The sequence below is a fragment of the Halogeometricum sp. CBA1124 genome (assembly GCF_009741955.1).
Lineage (GTDB): Archaea > Halobacteriota > Halobacteria > Halobacteriales > Haloferacaceae > Halogeometricum > Halogeometricum rufum.
Window position 1 is genome coordinate 1 of sequence record NZ_WPCD01000266.1, and the last position, 4,305, is coordinate 4,305.

The 4,305-nt window shown below is 68.2% G+C and carries 3 protein-coding genes and 2 pseudogenes; 4 read left to right on the forward strand and 1 reads right to left on the reverse strand.

Annotated features, from left to right (window positions below; translation table 11 throughout):
- Positions 1 to 274, forward strand: a pseudogene (locus tag GJ632_RS19975) (Crp/Fnr family transcriptional regulator); the annotation flags it as partial.
- A gap of 49 nt (positions 275 to 323) precedes the next feature.
- On the opposite strand, the gene GJ632_RS19980 reads toward GJ632_RS19975, so the two are convergent.
- Positions 324 to 932 carry a J domain-containing protein gene (locus GJ632_RS19980; RefSeq protein WP_343161284.1) on the reverse strand — a complete coding sequence of 203 codons (609 nt, stop codon included), beginning with the start codon at positions 930 to 932 and terminating at the stop codon, positions 324 to 326.
- Between the two features lie 78 nt (positions 933 to 1,010).
- Between GJ632_RS19980 and GJ632_RS19985 the strand changes: the two genes are divergently transcribed.
- The 3 genes and pseudogenes from GJ632_RS19985 to GJ632_RS19995 all read left to right on the forward strand — a co-directional run.
- Positions 1,011 to 1,262: a hypothetical protein gene (locus GJ632_RS19985; RefSeq protein WP_089805252.1), complete on the forward strand. Its 252-nt coding sequence runs from the start codon at positions 1,011 to 1,013 to the stop codon at positions 1,260 to 1,262.
- A 103-nt stretch (positions 1,263 to 1,365) separates the two neighbouring features.
- Positions 1,366 to 3,653, forward strand: a pseudogene (gene ppsA / locus GJ632_RS19990) (phosphoenolpyruvate synthase).
- Positions 3,654 to 3,833: 180 nt separating this feature from the next.
- Positions 3,834 to 4,305 (forward strand): pyridoxal-dependent decarboxylase (locus tag GJ632_RS19995; RefSeq protein ID WP_231751710.1); only part of this gene is annotated, 472 nt, incomplete at its 3' end.

Sequence of the window (4,305 nt, forward strand, 5' to 3'; positions counted from 1 at the left end):
CGGCAGTCGCGCCGTCGACGGGGCGTCGCTGGCGGCGGCGTGCGACGTGGTACTCGGGGTCGTCGCCGCGGCCGAAGCCGTCGTCGCCCTGCGGAAGGCGGACGTCGACGTCGAGACGTCGCTGGCGGCGGGCGACGTGGCGGCCGAAGCGGCGGCGCGCGGCCTCGAGAGCGTCGTCGTGGCGACGACGGACCTCGTTGGGCGCGTGACGGACGCCCTCCGCGACGGTGACGTCCTCTACGAGGTGACGGAGGCGGCGCGCGCGGCGGAGTGAACGGCGGCGCAGGGAGAGGCGGAGCAGCGACGACCGCGACGAGGAGTCGTCAGGAGGCTATCGCCCGCTCCGCGTGTTCTCTGGCCGTCGCGTACGCCTCCTGCAGTCGCTGGAACTCCGACTGCGACCCGCCGTGATCGGGATGAGCCGTCTTCACCTTCTCTCGGTAGGCGCTCTTGACCTCCGGCGGACTGGCGCTCTGCGGGAGGTCGAGGTGGTCGAACGCCGTCGCGACGGGGTCGTCGGGGGCGGGCGGACGCTGTTCGAGTTCCGGAACCTCGAACGGGAAGCGGCGGCCGAGTCCGCGAGCGGGCATCTCGTGTTCGCACAGCACCGTGTACGTCCCGGCGCGTTCGAGGCGGAAGTAGGCCTGCGCGTCGAACGTGACGGCCACGTCGCGCCCCGGGAGGTAGAACTCGACCGTCTCGCCGTGAATCGGGTGGTCCTCTGCGAACGGTTCGCCTATCTCTCGAAGGTAGTCGCGTATCTCCATCCGGCGACGGCCGGCACCGTCGATACTCCCCCGCGAAATCGGCTCGTCGGGGAACAGACGGCCGCCGACGACGAACACGCCGGCCACGAACACGGAGGCGACGAGTCCGCCGACGACGCCGAAGACGAGCCATCCCGGCACCAGCGATACCCAGTCGAGCAGCACACGAGTAGTGAGGTCCCCCGTGGTAAAGAAGCTCTCGCCGACGGGGGGTTTACGCGGGTTCCGCCCGTCGTCTCACCCGTGCGACCGATACGCTTCGAGGAGGCCGACGGACCGGACCGGACGCAGATAGGCGAGGGACTCACGCGCGTCGCCGTCGAGGCGGACCGACTGGAGACGGGCCGCGCGGCGGGGAAGTACTTCCTCCGACACGACGACGGCTGTGCGGTCTGCGGGGCCGCGGTACGCACCGGCAAACCGTTTTATCTGGACCCTGAAACCGGCGAGATTCTCTGCGAAACCCACGGCAGCGAACGGCGTGCCGGCGAGTGACGATTCCGGCGAGAATTACGTACTCGGAGCCGAGTATAGTATAATTCACGTTGGAGTTGTTCGGAAAGTACTTATGAGGGCTTACAATCATTGACGAACGCTAATGGCTGTAGTTTGGCTGGACGACGTACGCGCCGACGACTTGGGCACAGTCGGCGGAAAAGGTGCCTCACTCGGCGAACTTACCTCCGCGGGTCTCCCCGTCCCGCCGGGGTTCGTCGTGACCGCCGGGACGTACCGTTCGTTCATCGAGGACGCGGGTATCGACGAGGAACTCTTCGACGCCGTCGACGTGGACCACGAGGACTCCGCGGCGTTGAAGCAAGCGCACGAACGGGCACACGAACTCATCATGGAGACGCCGGTTCCCGACGCCGTCGGCGAGGAGATTCTCGCCGCCTACGAGGACGTCGGGGACGGCGAGGCGTTCGTCGCCGTCAGGTCGTCGGCGACGGCCGAAGACCTCCCGGACGCGTCGTTCGCCGGACAGCAAGAGACGTTCCTGAACGTCCAGCGAGACGCCCTCATCGAACGAGTCAAGGAGTGCTGGGCGTCGCTGTTCTCCCAGCGCGCGATATACTACCGGAATCGGAAGGGGTTCCCCCACCACGAAGTCGACATCGCCGTCGTCGTTCAGGAGATGGTGGACGCCGAGAAGTCCGGCGTGATGTTCACCTCGCACCCCTCCACGGGCGAACCGCGCATCATCATCGAGGCCGCCTGGGGCCTCGGCGAGGCCGTCGTCTCGGGGTCCGTCTCGCCCGACAACTACGTCGTCGACCGCGAGTCTGGCGAGGTCGAGACGGCCACCGTCGCGGACAAGAAGATGATGATGGAGAAGGACGTCGAGACCGGGCAGACGGTCGAACGCGAGGTCTCCGACGACAAGCGGAGCGCCCGCGTCCTCGACGAGGACGAAATCGGCCGACTGGTCGAACTCGGCGAACGCGTCGAGGACCACTACGGCGAACCGCAGGACGTCGAGTGGGCCATCTACGACGGCGACGTGTACATGCTCCAGTCGCGGCCCATCACGACCATCTCCGACGGCGAGGAGGAGGCGGCGCAGGCGGCCGCCGGCGACGGCGGGGCCGCGAACGGACAGGCCGGCGAGACGTCGGGCGACATGATACTCCGCGGCCTCGGCGCGAGTCCCGGCATCGCCGCCGGTAACGCCCGCATCGTCACCAAACTCGACCACCTCGACCAGGTGTCGGACGGCGACATCATCGTCACCGAGATGACGATGCCGGACATGGTACCCGCGATGAAGCGCGCGGCGGGCATCGTCACCGACGAGGGCGGGATGACCTCGCACGCGGCCATCGTCTCGCGCGAACTCGGCGTCCCCGCCGTCGTCGGCACCGGGTCGGCCACCCGCGAGATAGAGGAGGGCCAGCCCATCACCATCGACGGCGACAAGGGGACCGTCAGAGAGGGGGCCGAACTGAAAGAGGAGCAACGCGAACCCATCGAGGAGGCGCGGCCGAAGACGCCCGTCAAGCCGATGACCGCCACGGAGGTGAAGGTGAACGTCTCCATCCCCGAGGCCGCCGAACGCGCCGCCGCCACCGGCGCCGACGGCGTCGGCTTGCTCCGCATCGAGCACATGGTGCTCTCACTGGGCAAGACCCCCGAGAAGTACATCGCCGACAACGGCGAACGCGCCTTCGTCGAGGAACTCGTCGAGGCGTCCGCGGCGTCGCCGAGGAGTTCTACCCGCGACCCATCCGCGTCCGCACCCTCGACGCGCCCACCGACGAGTTCCGGCAGTTGGAGGGCGGCGACGACGAACCGCGCGAGCACAACCCGATGCTCGGCTACCGCGGCATCCGCCGCAGTCTCGACAAGCCCGAGATATTCAAGCACGAACTGGAGGCGTTCCGCCGCCTGTTCGAGATGGGCTACGACAACGTCGAGGTGATGTTCCCCCTCGTCAACGACGCCGAGGACGTCCTGCAGGCGAAGAACCTGATGGCGGAGGCCGGCATCGACCCGGACAAGCGCGAGTGGGGCGTGATGATAGAGACGCCCGCGTCCGCACTCGGCGTCGAGGAGATGGCCGAGTCGGGACTCGACTTCGTCTCGTTCGGGACGAACGACCTGACGCAGTACACCCTCGCCGTCGACCGGAACAACGAGAACGTCGCCGACCGGTTCGACGAACTGCACCCCGCCGTCCTGAAACTCATCGGCGACACCATCGAGACCTGTCGCGAGGTGGGCGTGAAGACGAGCATCTGCGGACAGGCGGCGTCGAAGCCGCAGATGGTCCAGTTCCTCGTCAACGAGGGTATCTCCTCCATCTCCGCGAACATCGACGCCGTGCGCGACGTGCAACACGAGGTCAAGCGGGTCGAACAGCGACTCGTCCTCGACTCGGTGCGCTAGTCGCTCGCACCGTCGTTCGCTGCTCTCTCCTTTCGTCCGTCTCGTCCGTTCCGTCGCCTCAACCGTGCTGTCGCTTCGTCCGTCTCTCCCGTCCCCGACGCCGGCCGCCGCCGGCCCGAGCGGTCGGCCGACGCGACACACAACGGAATTGATAAACGCGGCGGGGACGATTCGCGGACCATGCAGCGGTCCGTGCCGCAGACGTTCGACCGCGTCCTCTCGTCGATGTGCACCGACCCGCACCCGGCGGCGCGCGCCGCCGCGGAGCGGTTTCTCGCCACCAACCCCGGCGACCCCGCGACGTACCGCGACGTCGCCGAGTTGGAGACCGACGCCGTCACCACCCTCGGAGAGATGACCGGCCTCGCCGACCCGCACGGCTACGTCACCAGCGGCGGGACGGAGGCGAACGTGCAGGCGGTCCGGGCGGCGCGAAACCGACGCCGCGGCGACGTCTCCGACCCGAACGTCGTCGCCCCCGAGAGCGCGCACTTCTCGTTCAACAAGGCCGCCGACGTACTCGACGTGGAACTCCGCCTCGTCCCGACGGACGACGACCACCGCGCGGACGTGGGGGCCGTCCGCGCCGCCGTGAACGACGACACCGTCCTCGTCGCGCGGTGTCCCGAATCCTCGCGTGTAACCTCGCGAA